Source organism: Kitasatospora sp. NPDC059722 (assembly GCF_042733235.1).
Lineage (GTDB): Bacteria > Actinomycetota > Actinomycetes > Streptomycetales > Streptomycetaceae > Kitasatospora.
Genome location: NZ_JBHWGD010000042.1, coordinates 61,065 through 84,201 on the forward strand (window position 1 = coordinate 61,065; position 23,137 = coordinate 84,201).

The 23,137-nt window shown below is 74.4% G+C and carries 22 protein-coding genes; 21 read left to right on the forward strand and 1 reads right to left on the reverse strand.

What is annotated here, in order from left to right:
- The 20 genes from ACFV4F_RS25325 (at position 1) to ACFV4F_RS25420 (ending at position 16,070) form a co-directional block, all read left to right on the forward strand.
- Positions 1-759, forward strand: coding sequence for a thioesterase II family protein (locus ACFV4F_RS25325; protein ID WP_380505599.1), 759 nt, complete (start codon positions 1-3; stop codon positions 757-759).
- A gap of 178 nt (positions 760-937) precedes the next feature.
- Positions 938-1,192 (forward strand): acyl carrier protein, encoded by a 255-nt coding sequence (locus ACFV4F_RS25330; RefSeq protein ID WP_380436822.1) that lies wholly within the window; start codon positions 938-940, stop codon positions 1,190-1,192.
- 35 nt (positions 1,193-1,227) lie between these two features.
- Positions 1,228-2,493, forward strand: a complete 1,266-nt coding sequence (locus ACFV4F_RS25335) for a beta-ketoacyl-[acyl-carrier-protein] synthase family protein (RefSeq protein WP_380436820.1) — start codon at positions 1,228-1,230, stop codon at positions 2,491-2,493.
- On the forward strand, positions 2,490-3,641 hold the full coding sequence (locus ACFV4F_RS25340; RefSeq protein ID WP_380436818.1) for a beta-ketoacyl-[acyl-carrier-protein] synthase family protein: 1,152 nt from the start codon (positions 2,490-2,492) through the stop codon (positions 3,639-3,641). Before ACFV4F_RS25335 ends, ACFV4F_RS25340 begins: the two co-directional genes overlap by 4 nt.
- 73 nt (positions 3,642-3,714) lie before the next feature.
- Positions 3,715-4,578 carry a beta-ketoacyl synthase N-terminal-like domain-containing protein gene (locus ACFV4F_RS25345; protein WP_380436816.1) on the forward strand — a complete coding sequence of 288 codons (864 nt, stop codon included), beginning with the start codon at positions 3,715-3,717 and terminating at the stop codon, positions 4,576-4,578.
- Positions 4,575-5,438, forward strand: coding sequence for an alpha/beta fold hydrolase (locus ACFV4F_RS25350; protein WP_380505602.1), 864 nt, complete (start codon positions 4,575-4,577; stop codon positions 5,436-5,438). Before ACFV4F_RS25345 ends, ACFV4F_RS25350 begins: the two co-directional genes overlap by 4 nt.
- Positions 5,435-6,403, forward strand: coding sequence for a hypothetical protein (locus ACFV4F_RS25355; RefSeq protein ID WP_380505605.1), 969 nt, complete (start codon positions 5,435-5,437; stop codon positions 6,401-6,403). The genes ACFV4F_RS25350 and ACFV4F_RS25355 overlap by 4 nt, the downstream gene beginning before the upstream one ends.
- Positions 6,400-6,774, forward strand: a complete 375-nt coding sequence (locus ACFV4F_RS25360) for a hypothetical protein (protein WP_380436810.1) — start codon at positions 6,400-6,402, stop codon at positions 6,772-6,774. The genes ACFV4F_RS25355 and ACFV4F_RS25360 overlap by 4 nt, the downstream gene beginning before the upstream one ends.
- 1 nt (position 6,775) lies before the next feature.
- Complete coding sequence (locus tag ACFV4F_RS25365; RefSeq protein ID WP_380436808.1) at positions 6,776-7,183, forward strand: hypothetical protein; 408 nt, start codon at positions 6,776-6,778, stop codon at positions 7,181-7,183.
- Entirely contained in the window at positions 7,183-7,590 is a 408-nt protein-coding gene (locus tag ACFV4F_RS25370; RefSeq protein ID WP_380436806.1) for a hypothetical protein, read from the forward strand. Before ACFV4F_RS25365 ends, ACFV4F_RS25370 begins: the two co-directional genes overlap by 1 nt.
- A gap of 47 nt (positions 7,591-7,637) precedes the next feature.
- Positions 7,638-8,747: a beta-ketoacyl synthase N-terminal-like domain-containing protein gene (locus tag ACFV4F_RS25375; protein ID WP_380436804.1), complete on the forward strand. Its 1,110-nt coding sequence runs from the start codon at positions 7,638-7,640 to the stop codon at positions 8,745-8,747.
- Between the two features lie 61 nt (positions 8,748-8,808).
- Positions 8,809-9,057: an acyl carrier protein gene (locus ACFV4F_RS25380; RefSeq protein ID WP_359971072.1), complete on the forward strand. Its 249-nt coding sequence runs from the start codon at positions 8,809-8,811 to the stop codon at positions 9,055-9,057.
- Positions 9,057-9,449, forward strand: a complete 393-nt coding sequence (locus ACFV4F_RS25385) for a 3-hydroxyacyl-ACP dehydratase FabZ family protein (RefSeq protein WP_380505608.1) — start codon at positions 9,057-9,059, stop codon at positions 9,447-9,449. The genes ACFV4F_RS25380 and ACFV4F_RS25385 overlap by 1 nt, the downstream gene beginning before the upstream one ends.
- A gap of 68 nt (positions 9,450-9,517) precedes the next feature.
- The gene (locus ACFV4F_RS25390; protein ID WP_380494066.1) at positions 9,518-9,949 is read left to right on the forward strand and encodes a 3-hydroxyacyl-ACP dehydratase FabZ family protein; all 432 of its coding nucleotides are present in this window, start codon (positions 9,518-9,520) and stop codon (positions 9,947-9,949) included.
- 15 nt (positions 9,950-9,964) lie between these two features.
- The gene (gene fabG / locus ACFV4F_RS25395; protein ID WP_380493985.1) at positions 9,965-10,711 is read left to right on the forward strand and encodes a 3-oxoacyl-[acyl-carrier-protein] reductase; all 747 of its coding nucleotides are present in this window, start codon (positions 9,965-9,967) and stop codon (positions 10,709-10,711) included.
- 52 nt (positions 10,712-10,763) lie between these two features.
- The gene (locus tag ACFV4F_RS25400) at positions 10,764-11,387 is read left to right on the forward strand and encodes a 2-hydroxychromene-2-carboxylate isomerase (RefSeq protein ID WP_380436797.1); all 624 of its coding nucleotides are present in this window, start codon (positions 10,764-10,766) and stop codon (positions 11,385-11,387) included.
- A gap of 28 nt (positions 11,388-11,415) precedes the next feature.
- Complete coding sequence (locus ACFV4F_RS25405) at positions 11,416-11,631, forward strand: MbtH family protein (protein WP_380436795.1); 216 nt, start codon at positions 11,416-11,418, stop codon at positions 11,629-11,631.
- 156 nt (positions 11,632-11,787) lie between these two features.
- On the forward strand, positions 11,788-12,507 hold the full coding sequence (locus ACFV4F_RS25410) for a thioesterase II family protein (RefSeq protein ID WP_380505611.1): 720 nt from the start codon (positions 11,788-11,790) through the stop codon (positions 12,505-12,507).
- Positions 12,504-13,346: a mycofactocin-coupled SDR family oxidoreductase gene (locus ACFV4F_RS25415; RefSeq protein ID WP_380436791.1), complete on the forward strand. Its 843-nt coding sequence runs from the start codon at positions 12,504-12,506 to the stop codon at positions 13,344-13,346. Before ACFV4F_RS25410 ends, ACFV4F_RS25415 begins: the two co-directional genes overlap by 4 nt.
- 54 nt (positions 13,347-13,400) lie before the next feature.
- Entirely contained in the window at positions 13,401-16,070 is a 2,670-nt protein-coding gene (locus tag ACFV4F_RS25420; RefSeq protein ID WP_380505614.1) for an amino acid adenylation domain-containing protein, read from the forward strand.
- A gap of 60 nt (positions 16,071-16,130) precedes the next feature.
- On the opposite strand, the gene ACFV4F_RS25425 is transcribed toward ACFV4F_RS25420, so the two are convergent.
- Positions 16,131-16,688 carry a hypothetical protein gene (locus tag ACFV4F_RS25425; RefSeq protein WP_380505617.1) on the reverse strand — a complete coding sequence of 186 codons (558 nt, stop codon included), beginning with the start codon at positions 16,686-16,688 and terminating at the stop codon, positions 16,131-16,133.
- Positions 16,689-16,823: 135 nt separating this feature from the next.
- On the opposite strand from ACFV4F_RS25425, the gene ACFV4F_RS25430 reads away from it, so the two are divergent.
- A partial coding sequence (locus ACFV4F_RS25430; protein ID WP_380505620.1) for an amino acid adenylation domain-containing protein occupies positions 16,824-23,137 on the forward strand: 6,314 nt, incomplete at its 3' end.

The following is a 23,137-nucleotide window of genomic DNA, read 5'->3' on the forward strand; positions in this document are numbered from 1 at the left end:
ATGACACAGGCCACCGAGAGCATCTGGCTGCGCCGGTACCCCACCGCGGCACCCCCGCGGCTGCGACTGCTCTGCCTGCCGCACGCCGGCGGCTCGGCCGGCTTCTTCCACGGCTGGGGGCGCGCCTTCGGCGAGGACGTCGAAGTCCTCGCCGTGCGCTACCCCGGCCGCCAGGAGCGGATCGCCGAGGACCCGTGGACCCGCCTGGAGGACCTCGCCGACGCGATCACCGCCGAACTCACCCCCTGCCTCGACACCCCGCTCGCCCTGTTCGGCCACAGCATGGGCGCCACCGTCGGCTACGAGATCGCGCTGCGCCTCGCGCAGCGGCACGGCATCGCCCCGGCGCTGCTGGCCGTCTCCTGCCGCAAGGCCCCGCACCTGCTGACGCCGCGCACCGCCGCCTTCGGCAGCGACGACGACCTGCTCGCCGAGGTCGGCCGGATGGGCGGCACGGACGCCGCGCTGCTGGCCGACGAGGACCTGCGCGAGCTCGTCCTGCCCGCCATCCGCGCCGACTTCCGGGCCGTCGCCGGGTACGCGCCCCGGCCCGGCGTGCCGCTGCCCTGCCCGGTGGCCGGCTACGTCGGCGACGGCGACCCCGACGTCGCCCCCGACGAGGTCGCGGCCTGGGCCGGGATCGCCCCGGCCGGCTTCGACCTGACCGTCCTGCCGGGCGGCCACTTCTACCTGGTCGAGCAGCGCGAGGCGCTCGTCGCGGACCTCCGCGCACGGCTTTCCGCGACCGTCCGCCGCTGAATTCCCGGACGCCGGTGGCAGGTTGTTGCAGCCGCCGTTGTGGGCCCGGAAACCGGGCTCGCAGAATTCCATCCGCACGGTTATTCGATCCGGCGCGGCACCCCGCGCCGCATCCCGCACCACATCCGGCAATGCATTCCGCGCGGCCCGGGAACCGGGCCGGACAAAGGAGAAGACCATGACCACCGCCACCCGCGACGAGCGCCTCGAAACCATCAAGGAAATCGTCTGCGACATTCTGGAGATCGAGGAGGACGAGGTCACCGAGACCAGCCTCTTCAAGGAGGACCACGACGCCGACTCGCTCCGCGCGATCGAGATCCTCGCCGCCCTGGAGAAGGAGTTCGGCGTCGTGATCAACCAGAGCGAGCTGCCCCGCATGGTCAACCTCACGGGCGTCTACGAGGTCGTCTCGGAGCCGGCCGGCTGGTAGTCCCGACAACGCTGCGACGGATGGGGAGGGTCGCCATGACGGCGGCAGGAAACGGCACCGGGCACACCGGGCCGCAGCGGCACCGGGTGGTGCTCACCGGGCTCGGGGTGGTGTCCAGCATCGGCCTCGGCGTCCGGGAGTTCCTCACGGGGCTCCGCGAGGGCCGCAGCGGGGCCCGGCCCATCTCGGTGTTCGACACCGAGGGCTTCGCCCACGCCAACGGGTGCGAGATCACCGACTTCGACCCGCGGGACTGGATCCGCACGCTGGACGTCGAACAGCTCGGCCGGGCCGCGCAGTTCTCGACCGCGGCGGCCCGGATGGCCCTGGAGGACTCCGGCCTCGACCTGGCACTGCTGCGCGGCCGGCGCGGACTGATCTCCATCGGCACCACCGACGGCGAGAGCTACGACCTCGACCAGCTGGTCGAGCGCGAACTCGCCGACGGCACCGGCACCTTCGACCCGACGGCCGCCCGGCGAGTGCCGGCCGGGCGGCTGTCGGCGGCCATCGCCCAGGAACTGGGCCTGACCGACGTCGAGGCGCTGACCATCCCGACCGCGTGCTCCGCGGGCAACTACGCCATCGGCTACGGCTTCGACGCCGTCAGCTCCGGCGAGGCGGAGTTCGCCTTCTGCGGCGGCGCGGACGCGATGTGCCGCAAGACCTTCACCGGCTTCTACCGGCTCGGCACCATCGCCCCCGACCGCTGCCAGCCCTTCGACGTCGACCGCAAGGGCATCCTCACCGGCGAGGGCGCCGGCGTGCTCGTCCTGGAGCGGCTGGACTCGGCGCTGGAGCGCGGCGCCACCATCTACGCCGAGGTGCTCGGCTACGGGCTGAACTGCGACGCCCACCACCAGGTGGCCCCGGACCGGGACAGCGTCGCCGAGCTGATGCGGCTCGCCCTGGACAACGCCGGCGTCAAGCCGCAGGAGGTGGACCTCATCTCCGCGCACGGCACCGGCACCAAGGCCAACGACATCACCGAGGCCGGCGCCATCCGGCAGGTGTTCGGCGACACCCCGCCGCGCACCGTCTCGATGAAGTCGATGCTCGGCCACAGCATGGGCGCCGCCAGCGCGCTCGGCGCGATCGGCTGCGCGCTCGCGATCCGCAACCGGTTCATCCCGCCCACCATCAACCACGTCACCACCGACCCCGACTGCGACGTCGACTGCGTGCCCAACCAGGCGGTCGAGGCCGACCTGCGGATCGTCCAGAACAACGGTCTCGCGTTCGGGGGCAACAACGCGGCGGTCCTGCTCGGGCGGTACGACGCGACCAAGGAGGCGTCATGACGATCCGCCCCATCATCGGGATGGGCGCGGTCGCCGCCACCGGCACCGGTGTCGGCGAGCTCTTCGAGAACCTGTGCGCGGGCGTCTCCGGCCGCGCCGAACTGCGCGGCTTCGACCGCACCAGGTTCCGCGCCCAGCACGCGTACGAGGTCGACGACCGCCCCGCCCCGGGCGAGGACGTCCCGGGCCGGGCCGGCCGGCTGCTGCACGAGGCGATCGCCCAGGCCGCCGCCGACGCGGGCCTCGGCGAGGACCTGTCCGGCATCCCGATCCTGGTCGGCACCGGCCTGCGCGAACTGCGCTCGCTGGAGCTGTGGTGGGCCGACGGCTCGCCGTTCGCCGACTCCGGGCTGCACTTCGGCACCGGGCTGAAGGAACGCTTCAACGCCGACGTCACCCACACCTTCTCCAACGCCTGCTCGGCCTCGCTGTACGCGCTCGCGCTGGCCGGCGACCTGCTCGACCAGGAGGGCCCGGACGCGCCCGACACCGTCATCGTGGCGGGGGTCGACGTCCTCACCGAGTCCATGTACGGCCTGCTGGAGCGCGTCCACGCGACACCCCCGGACCGGGTGCGACCCTTCGACCGCAACCGCACCGGCGTGCTGATGGGCGACGGCGCCGCCGCGATCGTGCTGCGCCGCACCGAGGAGGGCGCCCCGCAGGTGCACGCCCGGCTGCGCGGCGTGGCCGTCAACTGCGACGCCTTCCACGTCACCGCGCCCTCCCCGGAGGGCATCGCCGAGGCCATGCACGCCGCCCACCGGCTGGCCGGCGTCAAGCCCGCCGACCTCGACCTGGTGATGGTGCACGGCACCGGCACCCTGCTCAACGACGAGGCCGAGGCCACCGCCCTGGCCGCCGTGCTCGGCGACGACGCCTCCGGCCCGCTGATGACCGCGGTGAAGTCGATGACCGGCCACACCTCGGGCGCCTCCGGCCTGATCAACCTGATCGTCGGCGTCCGGGCCCTGAACGAGGGCCGGGTGCCGCCGACCGTCGGCCTGGAGGACCCGGTGGACGAGGCCGCGAAGTTCAGCTTCGTCACCGGCGAGGCCGCCACCGACCGGACGCTGCGGCTCGCGCAGCTGAACGCCTTCGGCTTCGGCGGCATCAACGCCGTGGCCATCGTGGAGGGGACCCAATGAGCGAACGACGTGAGCTCATCATCAAGAGGTGCGCATGGGTGAATGCCCCTGCCGAGCGAAGCGAGGCGGGCGCATGAACGTAGTGGTCACCGGCGCCGCCGTCCTGCTGCCCGGCACCGAGACGGTCCGCGCCCTCGCCGACGGGCCCGCCCCCGGCGGGGCCCCGGTGGAGCCGGCCGCGCACGTCGGCAAGAAGGGCCTGCGCTACAAGGACCGGGCCACCCAGCTCGGTTACGCGCTCACCGCCGCCGCGCTGCGCGACGCCGGACTGCTCGGCGCGGACGAGAAGGCGGGCATCACCGTGCCGGCCGTCAGCGTCGGCGTGGTCGCCAGCTCCAACTTCGGCAACCTGGACACCGTCACCCGCGCCCTGGACACCCTGCGCGAGGGCACCGTCACGGCCACCTCGCCGATGGACCTGCCGAACGCCTCCAGCAACGTCATCGCCTCCTCGGCGGCGATCCGCTACGGGCTGCGCGGCCCCAACCTGATGGTCTGCAACGGCGAGACCTCCGGCCTGGACGCGCTGCACTGGGCCGCCACCCTGATCAACGCCGGCCGGGCCGAGCGCGTCCTCGTGCTCGGCGTCGAGCCGGACAACGAGGTGGTGCGCCGGCTGCTCGGCGGCGAGCGCGCCGTCGACGGCGGGGCGGCCCTGGTGGTCGAGTCCCGCGCGGCCGCCGCCGCCCGCTCGGCGACCGTCCGCGCCGTGCTCGGCGGCTACCGCCGCGGCGCCGCCGCACCCGACGAGCGGGGCCTGCGCTGGGAGCTGCCCGCGCACCTCGGCAAGGCCTCCGGCGCCGCCGGGCTGCTCCAGGTGGCGGCCGCGGTCGGGCTCTTCGACGCCGGCGAGCCGGGCCCGGTCCAGGCCGTCACCGGCGGCGCCGGCGACGACGCCCGCGCCGACCTGCTGGTGCTCGCCCCCGAAGCGGCATGAGCGGCGACGCCGTGGCGGGCGGGCCCGACCTGCGCCCGGTCTCCGTCGAGCGGCGCACCGACGGCACCGGCCCCCGCGTGCTGCTGCTGCACGGCCTGGCCGCCAACGACAGCGTGTGGGAGCCCGCGCTCCCCGAACTGCCGGACGGCCTGCAGATGTGGACCGCCCGGCTGCCCTGGCGCACCGAGACCATCACCGGCCTCGGCACCGAGACCGACCTGGCCGGCCGGCTCGCCCAGGCGCTGGAGTCGGTGCCCGGCGGCGCCGAGGTCGTCGTCGCGCACTCGATGGCGGCCAACGTGCTGCTCGACCTGCTGGACCGCGAACTGCGGGCCGGCGTGGACGCACCGCGCAAGTACGGCCTCCGCGCGCTCGTCCTGGTCTCGCCGTTCTACCGCTCGCGCGCCGAGCAGTTCGACTGGGAGACCATCAGCTACTACCTGAACGACTTCCACCTGATCATGGAAGAGGGGATCCGGGCCCACTCCGGCGGCCGGGTCCCGGCCGACCTGCGGCGGGCCATGGGCGAGCGGGTGCGCGAACGCGTCGGCCCGTACGGCTGGTTCCGCTTCTTCGACCTGTACCTGCGCACGCCCGCGCTGGCGGCCGGCCGGCTCGCCCTGCCCACCCTGGTGCTGGCCGGCGAGAGCGACTTCGCCGCCCCGCCCGGGGAGGGCGTGGCGCTCGCCGGGGCCCTGCCCGACGCCCGCTCCCTCGTCCTGCCCGGCTGCGGGCACTTCCCGATGCTCGACGCGCCCGGGCGGTTCGCCGCCGCCGTCGCCGAGTTCGTCCACACCGTCCCGGGCCTGTCGCCGTCCGACGGCCACGCCCGACCAACCGCCCTGGAGCTCCAGCGATGACCCTCGTCACGGACACCGCCGTCAAGGCGCTGCTGACCACCTCCACCGCCACCCAGGTCCGCCCCCGCTACGAGGGCTCCAACATCTGCACCTGGATCGGCTTCAAGCACGTCAACTACCTCGTCGAGGAGGCCGTCCTCGACCACTTCCGGCAGGCCGGGCTCCCGGCCCGCGCGCTCTACGAGGAGCACGGCCTCGGCCTCGACCTCGTCTCGATCGACACCCGCATCCTGCACGCCTTCCACATGGACGACGTGGCCGAGGCCGAGGTCGTGCCGTGGACCAAGGACGAGGACGGCACGATCGGCCTCAAGGTCGTCATCCGGGTCGAGCGCGACGGCGAGGTCCTCAAGGCCGTCACCTCCAAGGTCCGCGTCTCGCTGCGGATCGACACCTACCTGGAGGCGGCCGGCGAGGTGCCCGCGCTGCTCGCCCGCTTCGCCGTCGCCAAGCTCGGCGACGACCTGGAGCGCGCGGCCGGCACCACCGCCCCCGCCGAGGAGGAGGTCCTCGCCTCGCTGACGGCCGGGCAGAACGCGTACGCGTGGAAGTGGAACATCCCGTACCCGTACTGCCACTTCACCGAGCGCATCCAGATGTCGGGCTACCTGCGGCTGATGGAGGAGGGCAAGGACCGCTTCGTCGCGGACCGCGGCATCTCCATCAAGACCCTGCTGGACGACCGCAAGTGGATCCCGGTCGTGCCGCGCTCCGACATCCGCATCCTCGACGAGGCGCTGATGGAGGAGGACCTCTACACGGTGTACACCGTCGAGGAGGTCTTCAAGGACTTCACCTACACCTCCCGCATGGACTTCTACGTCCTGCGCGACGGCGAGCTGGTCAAGACCGCGACCGGCCGCATCGTGCACGGCTACGCGGTGATCGGCAACCGCCGCGACTGGAGCCTGGTGAGCTTCGACCAGCGCGTGCTCGACGCCGTCAACGGAGTGCAGCAGGCGTGAACGAGACCAGCGAGATCTCCGCGAGCGGGGTCGAGGTGTGGGAGGGCTCCACGCCGCGCCTGCTGCTCATCGAGAGCCAGGGCCGCGTCGCCCAGGACGCCGGCTTCCGGCGCGACGCGGTCGCCCAGGTGCTCACCGGGCAGTCGGCGCTCCTCTTCCTCGTCCAGGACGGCGTCGTGCTCGCCGTCCCGGGCAGCGACTCCGACCTCGACCGCTTCCAGGAGGAGGGCGGGGTCCTCGCCGCGGACAGCTTCTCGCTGGCCCAGCACGGCCTGGACGGCGCGGCCCTGCGCCCCGAGCTCCGGGTGGTCGGGATGGACGTCGTGGCGGGCTGGATCCTCGATCCGGCCGTCCGGGTGGTGTGGCACTGAGGTGGCCAGACGGATCCCGCACACGGACGTGCTCATCACCCTCATGGGTGCCCCCCACGCATCGGACCAGGTCACCACCGCCCTGCGGCTGACCCAGGCCCTGTTGGAGCGCGGTGCCACCGTGCAGGTGTGGACCTGCGGCTACGCCACCCTGCTCACCCAGAAGCCGCTCGGCCCGGACAAGCCGCGCAACCTCGCCGACTGGAACCGGGAGTACCCCTCCCTCGCCACGCTCGCCGGGGAGCTGCTCACCGCCCACCCGGACCGGCTCCACTGGTACGGCTGCCGGTTCTGCAGCGACGACCGCGGCGCCGTGGACCACCTCCCCCAGGTCGTGCTCCGCCCGCCGGCCGGTTACGCCGCCAACGTCGCCGCCGCGGACAAGACCCTGCTGATGGGGGTGATCTGATGGCCGGCGACCCGACGGACCCGACGGACGGCCGGGTGCTGGCCATCGTCGAACGCGGCTACCGCGGCGCGCTCGACAAGCAGTTCTTCGACGAGCTGTACCTCGCCACCGAACTGCACCGCCAGCTCGGCGGACTGGACGTCCTGCTGCGCGGCTCGGCCGCCGGCTACGCCCTGGACGCCGCGCCTCCCCCGCCGCTGCGGATCGGCAACCGCACCGTCGACACGCTCACCGACCCCCGCCAGGGCCTGCGCACGCTGCTCGGCGCGGGCGTGCGGGTGCTCGTCGAGGAGCCCGACATCGCGGCGCTGCGCTCCCCGCTGCCGCTCGTCGACGGCGTCGAGCTCGCCCCTGCGGGCGCGACCGCCGCGCGCTGGGGCGAGTACCGGATGGTCGTCTTCCTCTGAACGCCCCGCCCCACTGACCCCTTGACCGAAAGGAACCGGTGACGGTCATGACCACCCTCACCACGGGCGCCGGACGCCCGGTGATCACCGCCTGGTCGGCCGTGTCGCCCTACGGCATCGGCCGCACCGCCTTCACCGAGGGCCTGCGCGAGCGCCGCGGCACCGTCACCGCGCTCGGCGCCGAACACGGCACCACCCCCGACGGGACCGGCCACGTCGTGCCCGGCTTCGCGATCCGCGAGGTGCTCGGCAAGAAGGGCACCCGCTCGATGGACCGGGTCACCGGCCTCGCCGTCACCGCCGTCGGCGCGCTGCTCGACGACGGGCCGCGCAACCGGGCCGTCGGCACCGGCGAGGGCGCCGCGTTCGCCCTCGGCACCACCACCGGCAGCGCCCAGTCGATGATGGACTTCACCCGCGACTCGCTCACCGGCGAGCAGCCCTTCTTCGTCGACCCCGCGCGCTTCCCCAACACGGTGATGAACTGCGCGGCCGGCCAGAGCGCCATCTGGTACCAGCTGAAGGGCCCCAACGCGACCATCGCCGGCGGCCGCACCGCCGGCCTGCACGCGCTCAACTACTCGCGCCGGCTGCTCGGCACCGGCCGCGCCCGGACCGTCCTGTGCGGCGCGGCCGAGGAGTTCAGCCAGGCCCGGTCCTGGCTGGAGCACCACAGCGGCGACGCGGCCGAGGCCGGCGCGCCCGCCCTCGGCGAGGGCTGCGCGATGCTCCTCGTCGAGCCGTACGCCCCCGGGGACCCGGACCAGCCGGTGCTGGCCGAACTCCTCGGCGTCGAACTGCGCGTCGTCCTCGACGGCGACCCCGCCCCCGTGCTGGCCGCCGCCCTGCGCGCGGCGCTGGAGCGGGCCGGCGTCGAACCGGGGCAGGTCGCCGCGGTGGCCCGCTCCGGCGCGCCCGGCCGTGAGGGCCGCGGCGAGGCCGAGGCCGTCCGCGAGGTGCTCGGCACCGACGGGTACGCCGACCTGACGCTGACCGGGCTGATCGGCGACACCGGGGCGGCCGCGGCCGCCTTCCAGGCCACCGCCCTGCTCTCGTACGCGGCCGACCACCCGGCCGGGGCAGCCGGACGGATCGGCGTGATCACCTCCGTGGACCGCAGCGGCACCGTCGGCTGCGCCCTGCTCGGCCTGCGCTGAGCCCCGGCTCCTCCGCACTCCCCCTGAACTCCTCCGAACTCCTCCGAAAGGAACGGCAATCGTGCTGGACAAGGAAGAACTCCGCGCCGTGGTCGCCCAGGTGCTGGACGTCGACGCCGAGGAGGTCACCGACGACGCCCGCTTCGTCGACGACCTGGAGGTCGACTCGCTGATGGCCCTGGAGATCGTCGTCGTGCTGGAGAAGAAGTACGGCGTGAAGCTGCCCGAGTCGGACCTCAAGCAGATCACCACCCTGCGGAACGCCTACGACGTCCTGCTCGGCCGGCTCGACGCGGCGAAGGCCGCCTGATGCCCGCCGCCGGCCCGCTCGGCGGCGCGGTCGAGGTGCTGCCCGCCACCGACGGACTGCGCACCGCGGCCCGCTTCCGGGTGGAGGACACCGAGACCGTGCTGCCCGGCCACTACCCGGGCTTCCCGATCTTCCCCGGCGTCTGCCTGGTCGAGTGCACCCACCAGGGCGCGCTCGCCACCCTGCCCGCGGAGGCGAAGGGCGCCGCGCTGGCCGCCGTGGAGTCCACCCGGTTCACCGGGCCGGTCTTCCCCGGCGACGAGCTGGAGATCGCCATGGAGTGGAAGCGGACCCCGGCCGGCGACTGGCAGTGCCGGGCCAAGCTGGCCACCGGGCGCGGCCCGGCGGCGAGCGTCCGGCTGCGCTACGCCCTCGCGGAGGTGGCGGCGTGACCGGCTTCTCCGTGCCGGGTGTGATCGGCCAGCGCGACATCCGCGCCCGGCTGCCGCACCGCTTCCCGATGCTCCTGGTGGACCGGGTCGTCGACCTCGTCCCCGGCGAGCGGCTGACCGCCCTCAAGGCCGTCACCTGCAACGAGCCCTGGTACGAGAAGCTCGGCGCGGACACCCCCGCCGAGGACTTCGCCTACCCGTCCTCGCTGCTGGTCGAGTCCTGGTGCCAGTCCGCCGGGGTGCTGGCCACCTGGGACGACCCCAACCCGGACGTGCTGAGCGGGCAGGTGATGCTCTTCGGCGGCATGACCGGCGTCGAGTTCCACCGCCCCGTGCTTCCCGGCGAGGTCCTGGAGCACGTCGTCCGGCTGGACCGCCGGGTCGACGACACCGTGCTGTTCGAGGGCGAGACCCGCTCGGCCGGCGAACCCGTGATGACCGTCGGCCGGATCGTGATGGCCTTCCGCCCCGCCGAGGCGCTGCGCCCGGCCACCGTCTGAGGAGAGAGCACCACCATGTCGGACACCACCAGCCGGGTCGCCCTGGTCACCGGCGGCTCGCGCGGCATCGGCCGGGCCACCGTCACGGCGCTCGCCCGGGACGGCTTCGACGTCGCCTTCTGCTACCGCTCGGACGACGAGGCGGCGCGCAGCCTGGAGAAGACCGGCGACGAGCACGGCGTGCGGATCACCGGCACCCGGGTGGACGTCGCCGACGGCGCCGCCGTCCGGGCCTGGATCGAGGCCACCGAGGACGGGCTCGGCCCGGTCGCCGCGGCCGTCACCGCGGCCGGCATCACCCGCGACAACCCGCTCGTCCTGATGGAGGACGAGCAGTGGCGCCAGGTCATCGACACCAACCTGGACGGCGTCTACCACGTCTGCCGCGCCGTGGTGTTCGGCATGATGAAGCGCCGCGGCGGCGCGATCGTCAACATCTCCTCGGTCGCCGGGGTCTACGGCCACGGCACCCAGACCAACTACTCGGCGTCCAAGGCCGGGATCATCGGCTTCACCCGCGCCCTGGCCAAGGAGAGCGGCCGCGCCGGCATCCGGGTCAACGCCGTCGCCCCGGGCTTCATCGAGACCGACATGGTCGCCGCGATGAACGACAAGGCCCGCAAGGAGGCACTGACCTCGATCCCGCTGCGCCGCATGGGCACCGCGGAGGAGGTCGCCGACCTGGTCGCCTACCTGGTCTCGGACAAGGCCGCGTACATCACCGGCGCGGTCCTCCAGATCGACGGCGGCATCACCATCTAGCCCGGACGGCCGGGCAGTTCGAACCACCCGTTCAGAAAGGCTGGAGGCGGCGATGGCACGACGTGCACCGCGCTGGTACTTCTCCTTCCGCAGCCCCTACTCCTGGATGGCCTACCGCGACCTGGTCGACCACCACCCGCAGGAGGCCGAGCGGATCGAGTGGCTGCCGTTCTGGGAGCCGGACCCGTCCGCCCAGGACGAGCTGGAGCAGAGCAACATCCGGCTCCCGTACGTCCCGATGTCCAAGGAGAAGCACCTCTACATCCTGCAGGACGTCCGGCGCCTGGCCCGGGCCCGCGACCTGGAAATGGTCTGGCCGGTCGACCCGGCCCCGCGCTGGGAGGTCTCGCACCTCGCCTACCTGGCCGCCGAGCGGCTGGGCGTCGGGCGGGAGTTCATCGCCGAGACGTACCGCACCCGGTGGGAGCGCGGCGAGGACATCTCGCGGCCCGACACCATGCGCAAGATCGCCGAGACCATCGGCGCCGACCCGGAGGCACTGGCCCGGGCCCACGAAGACCCGGAGATCCGCGAGCTCGGGATGGCCGCGCTGGGCTCCCTGCACCGCGACGGCGTGTTCGGCGTGCCGTTCTTCATCTGCGGCTTCGACAAGTACTGGGGCGTGGACCGGCTGCCGGACTTCCTCCGGCGCCTGCAGTCGCTCAAGGTCTCCTGACCCACCACCACCGAAGGAAGGGCCCACCATGGCCAGCAACCCGTTCGAGAACGACGACGCCCGCTACCTGGTCCTCGTCAACGAGGAGAACCAGCACTCGCTCTGGCCCTCCTTCGCCGAGGTCCCGGCCGGCTGGACCTCCGTGTTCGGCGAGGACGGCCGCCAGGCCTGCCTCGACTACATCAACGAGCACTGGACCGACATGCGGCCGAAGTCCCTGGCCGACGCCATGAACGCCGCCTGAACCACCCCGTCCGGCCGGCGGGCGGCGGGCGTTGGCAGCAATCTGCAACGCCCGTTGCCCGCGCTCGGGGCCCGGTGACAGCGTGGACGTCCGGCCGCCCCCGGGCGGCCACGCCCCCGGTCGCCGTGCAGCCACCACGCAGCTTCCCAGAAAGCGATGCCGCTCATGACCCACTCCCTGGTGTGCCTGCCCTTCGCGGGGGGCGGCGCCGGCTTCTACCGCGGGTGGAAGAACCTCCCCGCACACGCCCCGCGCATCGTCCCGCTCCAACTGCCCGGCCGCGAGGAGCTGTTCCTCGACGAGCCGTTCACCGACGCGGCGACCGCCGCCGCCGCGCTCGCCCCGCGGGTCGCGGAGCTGGCCGACGGTCCGGTCGCGCTGTTCGGGCACAGCCTCGGCGCGGTGCTCGCCTTCGAGCTCGCCCGCGCACTGGAGCAGCAGCCCGCGGTCGACCTCGTCCACCTCTTCGTCAGCGGCTCGCCCGGCCCGTGGACCCCGCGCACCCGCCGCGCCACCGGCCTGGACGACGACGCCTTCCTCGCCCGGGTCCAGGAGTTCGCCGGCTACCAGCACGACGCGCTGGCCGACCCGGACATGCGCGAACTGCTGCTGCCGATCCTGCGCGCGGACGTCGGGATGCACGAGGACTACCGGCCCCCGACGGACGAGCCGCTGCGCACCCCGATCACCTCGCTGCGCGCCACCGGGGACACCCTGGTGACCCGCGAGCAGGCCGGGGAGTGGCGCGCGGCCACCACCGCCGCGTTCCGGCTGGTGGAGCCGGAGGGCGGCCACATGTACCTCACCGAGTCGCCGCTGCCGGTGGTCGACGCCGTCGCCGCCGCGCTCGCCGCTCCCTCGGGCGCCGCCTCGTGAACGAGCCCGCCACCGGCCGGCTGAGCGGCAGGACGGCCCTCGTGACCGGCGCCGCCCGCGGCCTGGGCCGCTCGTGCGCCGTCCGGTTCGCCGCCGAGGGCGCCGACCTGGTGCTGGTCGACGTCGCCGGCGACCTCGACGGCGTGCCCTACCCGCTCGGCTCGCAGGGCCAGCTGGCGCACACCGCCGAGCTCTGCCGGGCGCACGGCGCGGCCGTCCACACCGTCGCCGCCGACGTCCGCGACCCGGCCGACGTCACGCGCGCCGCCGAGCAGGCGCTGGACCGCTTCGGCACCGTCGACGTGCTGCTCAACAACGCCGGCATCGCCGCGCCCTCGGGCAAGGCCGTCCACGAGATCGCCGAGGACGAGTGGGACCTCATGGTCGGCATCGACCTCACCGGCGCCTGGCGGATGATGAAGGCGGTCGTGCCCGCCATGGTCGAGCAGCGCTCGGGCAGCGTGATCAACGTGGCCTCCACCGCCGGGCTGGTCGGCTACCGGCACTTCGCCGGGTACGTCGCCGCCAAGCACGGCCTGATCGGCCTCACCAAGGCCGCCGCGCTCGACTACGCGCCCTTCCGGGTCCGGGTCAACGCCCTGTGCCCGGGCTCGGTGCGCGACGACCCGCTGCACGAGGGCCGGATGCTCGCCGAGATCGCCCGCTCGCTGGACGTCGCCGTCGACGAGCACGAGGAGATCTTCGTCCAGGCGCAGCCGATGAACGCCCTCATCGAGCCGCAGGACATCGCCGGCGCCGCGCTCTGGCTGGCCGGCGACGACTCCCGGCAGGTCACCGGGACCACGCTCACCGTCGACGGCGGCTTCAGCGCCCGCTGACCGCCCGCCCACGTCCCGCACGCCCGTTCGCCCCACCGTCAGGAGTGTCCGTCCATGTCGAGAAGTCAGGCCGCGTCCTGCCACAGCCTGGTGGTCCGGCTGCCGGGCGCCGTCGAGGCCGGGGAGCTGGCGCGGCGGCTGCGCACCGCCGGCGGCCGGGCCCGCGCCGAGCTGGCGGGCCTGCCGCTGTGGGAGGAGCGGGTGGACCTGCCCGCCGGCCACCCGCGGGCGGCCGCCCGGGCCCGGCGCGAGGCCGAACGCCCGCTGCGGGCCGCCGGGCCGCCGCTGCGCGCGGTGCTGCTGCGCTACGCCGACGACGCGGCGGACCTGGTGCTCGTCGCGCGGCACGAACTGGCCGTCGACGGCGCCGCGTTGACCTTCGCCGAGGCCGAGCCCGGGGCCTCCGCCACGCCCGTCCCGCCTGTCGCGCTGGAGTGGGGCCTGGGCGAGCCGGCCGCGGCCGGGGCCGTCGCGGAGCTCCCGCTGCCGGACGGCCTGCCGGGTGACGCCACGCTGCTCGTCGGCGCCGCCGCCCTGGTGCTCGCCCGGTACGGCACGGGCGCTCCGGTGGACGAGGCGCAGGACGTGTCGGCCTACCTGGCCGGACGACCCGCGTACGAGGGCGGCGTGCTCGACCTCGGCGGCATCGGCGCGCTGGTCGAGGAGGCCCGCGCGGGCCAGCGACGGGTGGCGCAGCTGGCGCCGGCACTGCCCGGCCTGCTGCACCTCACGGTCGGTGCGGACGGCACGGCGGCCGGGGTACTGCGCCACCGGCCGAGCGAGCTGGCGCCGGTCGTCGCCTCGCGATTCGCCGACCACGTCGCCCACGTGGCACGGCAGTTGGCGGCGGACCCGGGCCGGGCGCTGGAGACCGTCGAGCTGCTCACCCCGGCCGAGGCGGAGCACGTCCTGGCCCTCGGTGTCACCCCGCCGGCCGGGAGCCCCGCGTCCGCCGTCCGCACGATCGACGGGCTCTTCGCCGACGTGGTCCGCGAGCGGCCGGACGCCGTCGCGCTCACCGCCGGCGAGACGAGCCTGCGCTACGCCGAGCTGGACGCCCTCGCCGAGCGCACCGCCGCCGGGCTGCGCGCCCTCGGCGTGGCCCCCGGCTCGATGGTCGGCGTCGCCCTGGAGCGCGACGCGGACCTGGTGATCAGCCTGCTCGGCGTGCTCAAGGCCGGCTGCGCGTACGTACCGATGGACCTGCGCTACCCCGAGGACCGGCTGCGCTACACCGTCGGCAACGCCGGGGCGGGCGTCGTCATCGGCACCGGCGGGGGCCTCCCGGCGGACCTGGACGGCGTGCGCGTCGTCACCCCGGCGGAACTGCGCGCGCTCGGCGACGCGGCCCCGGCCGCGCCCCGCGCCGAGGACGGCGCCGCGCCCGCCTACGTCATCTACACCTCCGGCTCCACCGGCCGCCCCAAGGGCGTCGTCATCCCGCACCGCAACGTCGCCGCGCTGGTCGAGGCCACCCGCGGGGACCTGCGGCTCGGCCCGGACGACGTGTGGACGCTGTTCCACTCCAGCGCCTTCGACTTCTCGGTCTGGGAGATCTGGGGCTGCCTGCTCACCGGCGGCCGGCTCGTCGTCGTCGACCACTGGACCACCCGGGACCCCGAGCTGTTCCACGCCCAGCTGGTCCGCGAGCGGGTCACCGTCCTGAGCCAGACGCCGTCGGCCTTCGCCCAGCTGGTCGAGACCGACCGGCCGGCGCCCGCCGACGCGCTCGCCGTGCGCCTGGTGGTGTTCGGCGGCGAGCCGCTGGACGTGCGGATGCTCGCCCCCTGGTTCGCCCGGCACTCGCCCACCGCCTGCCGGCTGGTCAACATGTTCGGCATCACCGAGACCACGGTGCACGTCACCGCGCACACCGTGACCCCGGCCGACGTCCTCGCCACCGGCCGCAAGGTCGGCCCGGCGCTGCCCGGCTGGTCGCTGTCGGTGCGCGACCCGCGCGGGCGGCTGCTGCCGGTCGGCGTGCCCGGCGAGATCTGGGTGGGCGGCGCCGGCGTCGCCGACCGCTACCTCGGGCAGCCGGAGCTGACCGCCCGGCGGTTCGTCGAGGACCCGTACGGCGGCGGCCGGATCTACCGCAGCGGCGACCGCGGCCGACTGCGCCCGGACGGCGCCCTGGACCACCTGGGCCGGCTGGACAGCCAGGTCAAGGTGCGCGGCCACCGGATCGAGCTGGACGAGATCCGCAACGTGCTGCTGGGCCACCCCGACGTGACCGGCGCGGCCACCGTGCTCAACCACGAGACCCCCGGCGACGCGGCCACCGCCCGGATCGACGCCTACGTGGCGCTGCGCGGCACGGCCGCCCCGGCCGACGTCCTCGCGCACGCCCGCGGAGTGCTGCCCGGGTACATGGTGCCCGCCTCGGTCACCGCCGTGCCGGCGATCCCGCTGACCATCAACGGCAAGGTGGACACCGCCGCGCTGCCCGCGCCCGGCGCCGCCGCGGCCCCGGCCGGGGCCGGCGCGGCCACGGCCGGTGCGGACCCGCTGACCGACCAGGTCCTCAAGCTGTGGAGCCACGCGCTCGGCGCCGAGGTCGGGCTCCAGGACAATTTCTTCGAGCTCGGCGGGAATTCCCTGCTGGTGATCCGGGTGCTCCGGGAAATGCGCGACCAGGGACTCCCCAAGGTGACCACCCAGGACTTCTACCGGAACTCGACGGCGGGCCGGTTCGTGGAACTCGTCCGGGACGCCAGGGGCTGATACCGGGAAGAACGGAAGGGCCCGAAAGCAAAGGGCCCCGGGCTGACTGCCCGGGGCCCTTCAGGCCGTTCCGTCGACGCGTTTCTTGACCGCCGCCAGGAGCGCGATCCGAATCATTCCGCTGGGAATGCGGATGACCTTCCAGTACCGCCCGAAACTGCGTTTCGCCGCGTCGTCGGTGGCCAGGATCCTGGTCTCGGTGGAGAGCACCCCGCCGGCGCAGCGCAGGGTGAAGACGACCTTGGTGCAGCCCGGCTCCGCGTAGTCCCTGAAGACCTCGGCCATCGGCTGCTCCGGGGTGACGGGACCGGCCGGCGAGCCGATCCCCCCGTACACCAACTCGTCGTCGGACAGGGCGAGTACGGTCTCGCCACCCATCGCGAAGTCGTCCAGGACGCGGCCGTCCGGGCGCAGCTTGTTCTTGGTGAACGCGAGCAGGAAGCGGGCCACCGGGGCCTCCCGCCAGGTCATCTCGCGGGCCGCCGCCAGCACCTCCTCCGGGGGCGCGGTGACGGCCACCCAGTGGTGTTCGCAGAAATGCCATTCCGGCATGTAGCGGTCGACCAGCTCCCCCTTCGGAGGGGTCGGCCCGGACTCCTTCGTGCCGTTCTCCTTCATGCCGCGACGCTAGCACGCGGCCCGGCGGCCACCAAGGCGTGGCAGCTTTCTGCAAGCGGCGTTGTCCGGGCTTCGGGGCCGCTGTTAGACATGGTTTCCGGTTGGTTTTCGTCGAGGTATTGAGGGTGAGTGGCCGTGTCCGACCTCCAGGATGTCCTGCTGCCGCTGACCGCCGCCCAGTCGGGTGTCTGGTACGCGCAGCAGCTGAATCCGCAGAACACCATCTTCAACACCGGCGAATTCCTGGAAATCGGCGGTCCGGTGGACGCGGGGCTGTTCGAGGCGGCGCTGCGCCGGGTGGTCGCGGAGGCGCAGACGCTGCGGCTGCGCTTCACCGGGACGGAGACCGGGCCGGCGGCGCGGATCGTGCCGGCCGAGGAGCTGGAGTGGTCCCTGCACGTGGTCGACGTGAGCGCGGAGGCGGACCCGTGGGCCGCCGCCCGGGCCTGGATCGCCGCGGACTTCGCCCGGCCGCTGGACACCGAGCACGACCACCTGTTCCTGTTCGCGCTGTTCAAGGTGGCCGAGGACCGCCACCTGTGGCTGCACCGCTACCACCACCTGCTGGTCGACGGCTTCACCGTCAACATGGTCGCCCGGCGCACCGCCGCCGTGTACTCGGCGCTCGCGGCCGGCGAGGAGGTCCCCGAGAGCCCCTTCGCGCCGCTCGGGCAGCTGCTCGCCGAGAAGGAGGAGTACCGCGACTCCGAGCGCCGCGCCGCCGACCGCGCGTACTGGACGGAACGGATGCGGGGCTGCCCCGAGCCGGTCAGCCTGTCCGGCGAGCAGCCGCGGCTGGCCCGCTCGCTGGCCCGGCACACCGCCCACCTCGACCCGGCCGGCACGGACCGGCTGCGCGAGCTCGCGAGCGAGGCCGGCGTCACCTGGCCGCCCGCGCTGGTCGCCGCCGTCGCCCTGTGGCTCGGCCGCCTCACCGACTCGCCCGAGGTCGTGCTCGGCCTGCCGGTCTCCACCCGGCTCGGCCAGAGCGCCCGCAGCGTGCCCGGCATGGTCTCCAACGTGCTGCCGCTGCGCATCGCCGTCGAGCCCGGCGCGACCGTCGAGGAGCTGCTCGCCGGGGTCTCGCGCGAGATGCGCGCGGCGATGAAGCACCAGCGCTACCAGTTCGAGGACCTGCGCCGTGACCTCGGCATGCTCGCCGACGACCGCCGGCTGGTCGGCCCGCACGTCAACATCATGATGTTCGACTACGACCTGCGGTTCGGCGGGCACCCGGCCCGCCCGCACAACATCTCGATCGGCCCGGCCGACGACGTGTCGTTCATCGTCTACGACCGCGGCACCGGCGCGGGCCTGCAGATCGACTTCGACGCCAACCCGGACCTCTACGGCGACGACGAACTCACCGCCTACCAGCGGACGTTCCTGGACTTCCTGCACCGCCTCGGCACCGCCGCGCCCACCGACCGCGTGGACTCCGTCGCGCTGGACACCGCCGGACTGCCCTCGCGCACCCGTGCCACCGCCGGTGACACGGACGGCCAGGCGGCCCCCGCCGTCGCCCGCGCCCCGCGCACGGACGCCGAGGATGCGCTGTGCCGGCTGTTCAGCGAGGTGCTCGACGAGCAGATCGGCTCGATCGACGACAACTTCTTCCTCCTCGGCGGCAGTTCGATCCAGGTGACCCGCCTGGTCGGCCGGATCCGCAAGGAGCTGAAGGCCGAACTCACGCTGCGCACGGTCTTCGAACACGCCACCGTCGCCACCCTCGCCGAGGCCCTCGGCCTGGGCGCCGGCACCGCCGCCGAGCCCGCCCCCGCCGCCCGCGCCGCGCTCACCGCCCGGCCGCGCCCCGAGCGGATGCCGCTGTCCGCCGCGCAGAACCGGCTCTGGTTCCTCAACCAGATGGAGAGCGGCAGCGGCCGCGCCGCCTACAACGACGGCCTCACCGTCGAGCTCACCGGCCGCCCCGACGCCGACGCGCTGCGCACCGCCCTGGCCGACGTCGCCGCCCGGCACGAGAGCCTGCGCACCGTCTTCCCCGTCCTCGACGGCACCCCGCACCAACACGTGCTCGACCCCGCCGACGCGCGGCCCGCGCTCCACGTCACCGAGGTCGCCGACGAGGACGACCTGGACGGGCTGCTCGCCGGCGCCGCCGCCCTCGGCTTCGACCTGGCGGCCGAAGTCCCGGTGCGCGCCCACCTGTTCACGCTCGCCCCCGAGCGGCACGTGCTGCTGCTGGTGGTCCACCACATCGCCGGCGACGGCTGGTCGGTCGCCCCCTTCACCCGCGACCTCAGCCTCGCCTACGCCGCCCGCCTGCGCGGCGAGGCCCCGCGCTTCGCGCCGCTGCCCGTCCAGTACGCCGACTACACGCTGTGGCAGCGGGAGCTGCTCGGCGACGAGCGGGACGGGCGGAGCCTGCTCGCCCGGCAGATCGAGCACTGGCGCGCCGCCCTCGCCGAGCTGCCCGAGGAACTCGCCCTGCCCGCCGACCGGCCGCGCCCGGCCGTGGCGAGCCACCGCGGCGGGCGGACCGCCTTCGAGCTCGACGGCGAGACCCACCGGCGGCTGCTCGCGCTCGCCCAGGACTCCGGCGCGAGCCTCTTCATGGTCGCCCAGGCCGCGCTGGCCGCCCTGCTGCACCGCGTCGGCGCGGGCGACGACATCCCCGTCGGCACCGTCATCGCCGGACGCACCGACGAGGCACTGAACGAGCTGGTCGGCTTCTTCGTCAACACCCTGGTGCTGCGCACCGACGTCTCCGGCGACCCGACCTTCCGCGAACTGGTCGACCGCGTCCGCGAGTTCGACCTCACCGCGTACGGCCACCAGGACGTGCCGTTCGAGCGCCTGGTCGAGGTGCTCAACCCGGTGCGCTCGCTGGCCCGCCACCCGCTCGCCCAGGTCACCCTGGCGCTGGCGGACAACGCGGCGCCGCTGCTGGAGCTGCCCGGCCTGGAGACGGCGATCCGCCACCTGGAGACCGACACCGCCAAGTTCGACCTGTCGCTGCGGCTCGCCGAGCGCTTCGACGCCGAGGGCCGCCCGGCCGGCCTGGCCGGCGGCTTCGAGTACGCCCGCGACCTGTTCGACGAGGCCACCGTCCAGGTGCTCGGCGAGCGCTTCCGCCGCCTGGTCGAGGCCGTCACCGCCGACCCGGCCGTCCGCGTCGGCGCCGTCGACCTGCTCGGCGACGCCGAGCGCGCCCGGATCCTCGGCGAGTGGAACGACACCGCCCTCGACGTCCCGGCCGCCACCACCCCCGCACTGTTCGCCGCCCAGGCCGCCCGCACCCCGAACGCCCCCGCCCTCCTCCACGAGGGCACCGGGCTGAGCTACCGCGAGCTCGACGAGCGCTCCGCCCGGCTGGCCGCGCTGCTCGCCGAGCGCGGCGCGGGCCGCGGCCGGACCGTCGCGGTCGCCCTCGGCCGCGGCGTGGACACCGTGGTCAGCCTGCTCGCCGCGATGCGCGCCGGCGCCGCCTACCTGCCCGTCGACCCGGCCTACCCGGCCGAGCGCATCGCCTACATCCTCGACGACGCGCGCCCGTGCCTGGTGGTCACCAGCACCGCGCTCCAGGCCGCGCTCCCCGCGGACGACGACACCCCGCGGCTGCTCCTGGACACCGTCGAGCTGCCCGCCCAGCCGCTGGCCGACGGGCCGTTGACCGTGCACGACGCCGCCTACGTCATCTACACCTCCGGCTCCACCGGCCGCCCCAAGGGCGTCGTGGTGAGCCACCGCGGCGTCGCCAGCATGGCCGCCGCCCACCGGCTCCGGTTCGGCGGCGGCGCCGGGCACCGCGTGCTCCAGTTCTCCTCGCCCAGCTTCGACGCCTCCATGTGGGAGATCCTGACCACCCTGGTCAACGGCTCGGCGCTGGTCCTCGCCCCGGCCGGACGGCTGGCCGCCGGCGAGCCGCTGGCGGACCTGCTGGCCGAGCAGCGGGTCACCCACGCGACCCTCCCGCCGGTCGTGCTCGCCGCCATGGGCGACGCCGCGCTGCCCGCCGGGATGACGCTGGTCACCGCCGGCGAGGCCTGCTCGGCCGAGCTCGTGGCCCGCTGGGCCGACGGCCGCGCCATGGTCAACGCGTACGGCCCGACCGAGTCCACCGTCTGCGCCACCATGTCCGCGCCGCTCGTCCCCGGCGCCGGCGCGCCCACCATCGGGCGGCCGATCACCAACACCCGGGTGCTCGTCCTGGACGCCGGCCTGCGGCCCGTCCCGGCCGGCGTCGCGGGCGAGCTGTACCTCACCGGCGCCGGCCTCGCCCACGGCTACCTCGGCCGCCCCGGCCTGACCGCCGAGCGCTTCACCGCCAACCCGTACGGCCCGGCCGGCTCGCGCATGTACCGCACCGGCGACCTCGTGCGCTGGACGGCGCACGGCGAGCTCGACTACCTCGGCCGGGTCGACGACCAGGTCAAGATCCGCGGCTTCCGGATCGAGCTCGGCGAGGTCGAGGCCGCGCTGCTCGGCCACCCGGCCGTCGCCCAGAGCGCGGTGATCGTCCGCGAGGACCGGCCCGGGGACAAGCGGCTCGTCGGCTACGTCGTGCCGGCCGCCGGCGCCGTCGTCGACCCGGCCGAGCTGCGCGCCCACGTCGGCGCCGCGCTGCCCGACTACATGGTCCCGGCCGCCGTCCTCGTCCTGGACGCGCTCCCGGTCACCGCCAACGGCAAGCTCGACAAGCGCGCCCTGCCCGCCCCCGACTTCGGCGCGAGCACCGGGCGGGCGCCCGAGACCGCCCGGGAGCTGCTGCTCGCCGGGCTGTTCGCGGAGGTCCTCGGCCTGGAGTCGGTCTCCGCCGACGACAGCTTCTTCGACCTCGGCGGGCACTCCCTGCTCGCCACCCGCCTGGTCGGCCGGATCCGCACCGAGGCCGGCGCCGAACTCACCGTGGGCGCCCTCTTCGAGGCGCCGACCGTCGCCGCGCTCGCCGCCGCCCTGACCGGCGCCGCCGGCGCCAGGGCCGCCCTGCGGCCGCAGGCCCGACCAGCGCGCGTCCCGCTCTCCCACGCCCAGCGCCGGCTCTGGTTCCTCGGCCACTTCGACGGCCCCAGCGGCACCTACAACCTCGGCCTCTCGCTGCGCCTGCGCGGCCGGCTCTCGGCCGACGCCCTGGCCGACGCGCTCGCCGACGTCACCGCCCGCCACGAGGCCCTGCGCACGCTCTTCCCCGACACCGACGGGCACCCCGAGCAGCTGGTCCTCGACTCCGCCGACCCCGCCGCCCGGCCGCGGCTGCACCGCGCCGAGGTCACCTCCGGGCAGCTCGACGCCGCGCTCTCGGAGGCCGCGGCCGCCGGCTTCGACGTGACCGCCGAAATCCCGCTGCGCGCCCACCTGTTCACCCTCGCCGAGGACGACCACGCGCTGTTGGTCGTCGTGCACCACATCGCGGCGGACGGCTGGTCGATGGCGCCGCTGGCCCGCGACCTCTCGGTGGCGTACGCGGCCCGACTGGGCGGCACCGCACCGGAGTTCACGCCACTGCCGGTCCAGTACGCCGACTACACACTGTGGCAGGCCGAGGTCCTCGGCGACGAGCACGACCCGGCCGGCGAGCTCAACCGGCAGATCGACTACTGGCGCACGGCGCTCGCGGGACTGCCCGAGGAACTCCCGCTGCCCACCGACCGGCCCCGCCCGGCCCGGATGACCTACCGCGGCGAGACGGTGCCGTTCGACGTGTCCAGTGAACTGCGCGCCCGGTTGGAGGAGTTGGCCCGCGAGAGCGGCACCAGCCTCTTCATGGTCGTCCAGGCCGCACTCGCCACGCTGCTGCACCGCCTCGGCGGCGGCGAGGACATCCCGCTCGGCTCGCCGATCGCGGGCCGCACGGACGAGTCGCTCGACGACCTCGTCGGCTTCTTCATCAACACGCTGGTGCTGCGCAACGACCTCTCGGGGCGGCCTACCTTCCGCGAACTGCTGCGCCGCGTACGGGAGACGGCGCTGGCCGCCTACGCCCACCAGGACGTGCCGTTCGAGCGCCTCGTCGAGGCCATCAACCCCGAGCGCTCGATGGCGCGCCACCCGCTGTTCCAGGTCTCCTTCCAGCTGCAGAACATCCCGTCGGACCGGCTGGTGCTGCCCGGCGTCGCGGTCGAGACGCAGCCGATCCGGCTGGACACGGCGAAGTTCGACCTCTCGTTCACGCTCGCGGAGTCGGAGGAGGGGCTGGCGGGGAGTGTCGAGTACGCCGTCGACCTGTTCGACCGGGCGACGGCGGAGGCGTTGGGCGCGCGGCTCGTCGCGGTACTGGAGGCCGTCGCGGCGGACCCGTCGGTCCGGGTCGGTGACGTCGACGTCCTGACCGGGGACGAGCGCGGACTCGTCCTCGGCGAATGGGCCGGCATCGCTCGGGAGTTGGCCCCGGCCACCTTCCACGGGCTCTTCGAGGCCGCTGTCGACGCCACGCCCTCGGCGCCCGCGATCGCAAGTGGCGAGCTCGTCCTCACGTACGCCGAGGTGGA

Coding starts and splice junctions, on each gene's coding strand:
- ACFV4F_RS25325 (WP_380505599.1), top strand. CDS start 1: ATGACACAGGCCACCGAGAGCATCTGGCTGCGCCGGTACCCCACCGCG.
- ACFV4F_RS25330 (WP_380436822.1), top strand. CDS start 938: ATGACCACCGCCACCCGCGACGAGCGCCTCGAAACCATCAAGGAAATC.
- ACFV4F_RS25335 (WP_380436820.1), top strand. CDS start 1,228: ATGACGGCGGCAGGAAACGGCACCGGGCACACCGGGCCGCAGCGGCAC.
- ACFV4F_RS25340 (WP_380436818.1), top strand. CDS start 2,490: ATGACGATCCGCCCCATCATCGGGATGGGCGCGGTCGCCGCCACCGGC.
- ACFV4F_RS25345 (WP_380436816.1), top strand. CDS start 3,715: ATGAACGTAGTGGTCACCGGCGCCGCCGTCCTGCTGCCCGGCACCGAG.
- ACFV4F_RS25350 (WP_380505602.1), top strand. CDS start 4,575: ATGAGCGGCGACGCCGTGGCGGGCGGGCCCGACCTGCGCCCGGTCTCC.
- ACFV4F_RS25355 (WP_380505605.1), top strand. CDS start 5,435: ATGACCCTCGTCACGGACACCGCCGTCAAGGCGCTGCTGACCACCTCC.
- ACFV4F_RS25370 (WP_380436806.1), top strand. CDS start 7,183: ATGGCCGGCGACCCGACGGACCCGACGGACGGCCGGGTGCTGGCCATC.
- ACFV4F_RS25375 (WP_380436804.1), top strand. CDS start 7,638: ATGACCACCCTCACCACGGGCGCCGGACGCCCGGTGATCACCGCCTGG.
- ACFV4F_RS25385 (WP_380505608.1), top strand. CDS start 9,057: ATGCCCGCCGCCGGCCCGCTCGGCGGCGCGGTCGAGGTGCTGCCCGCC.
- ACFV4F_RS25390 (WP_380494066.1), top strand. CDS start 9,518: ATGCTCCTGGTGGACCGGGTCGTCGACCTCGTCCCCGGCGAGCGGCTG.
- fabG (WP_380493985.1), top strand. CDS start 9,965: ATGTCGGACACCACCAGCCGGGTCGCCCTGGTCACCGGCGGCTCGCGC.
- ACFV4F_RS25400 (WP_380436797.1), top strand. CDS start 10,764: ATGGCACGACGTGCACCGCGCTGGTACTTCTCCTTCCGCAGCCCCTAC.
- ACFV4F_RS25405 (WP_380436795.1), top strand. CDS start 11,416: ATGGCCAGCAACCCGTTCGAGAACGACGACGCCCGCTACCTGGTCCTC.
- ACFV4F_RS25410 (WP_380505611.1), top strand. CDS start 11,788: ATGCCGCTCATGACCCACTCCCTGGTGTGCCTGCCCTTCGCGGGGGGC.
- ACFV4F_RS25420 (WP_380505614.1), top strand. CDS start 13,401: ATGTCGAGAAGTCAGGCCGCGTCCTGCCACAGCCTGGTGGTCCGGCTG.
- ACFV4F_RS25425 (WP_380505617.1), bottom strand. CDS start 16,688: ATGAAGGAGAACGGCACGAAGGAGTCCGGGCCGACCCCTCCGAAGGGG.